This window comes from Streptomyces alkaliterrae, assembly GCF_007097205.2.
GTDB classification, from domain to species: Bacteria; Actinomycetota; Actinomycetes; order Streptomycetales; family Streptomycetaceae; genus Streptomyces; species Streptomyces alkaliterrae.
In genome coordinates, this window is sequence record NZ_VJYK02000728.1 from 1 (window position 1) to 424 (window position 424).

Here is a 424-nt window from a genome sequence, read left to right on the forward strand (position 1 = left end):
AGCGGCGACAGAGCGCTTCCCAACATCCGGCTGGCATTCATGCCCTCCGTCGCCTTGCTGATCCTGCTGAATGTCGTCAAGGTCGATATCGTCTGGGCACTGCTCGGGGGCATCGGCGCGGGCATGGTTCTGCTGCATCGGCACCTGCCCGACAAGCTGAAGACCCTCACCGGCGGTGCGACCAACTGCGCACTGCCCGTCATCAACACCTGTGCCGATGTCGGCTTCGGGGCGGTGGTGGGATCCGTCGTCGGCTTCAAGTCCATCTCCAACATGCTCTTGAGCATCCCCGGGACGCCGTTGATTTCGCTGTCCTTGGCCACGCAATTGCTGTGCGGCATCACGGGCTCCGCGTCCGGCGGGCTCGGCATCGCGATGGAGCTCTTTGCAAAGCAGTTCCTGTCGCTGGGCCTGAACCCGGAGG

At 63.9% G+C, this 424-nt stretch carries 1 protein-coding gene; it reads left to right on the top strand.

Features of this window, described 5'->3' with window-relative positions; genetic code table 11:
* Positions 1 to 54 precede the first annotated feature (54 nt).
* Positions 55 to 424 (top strand): hypothetical protein (locus FNX44_RS27685; RefSeq protein ID WP_323369701.1); only part of this gene is annotated, 370 nt, incomplete at its 3' end.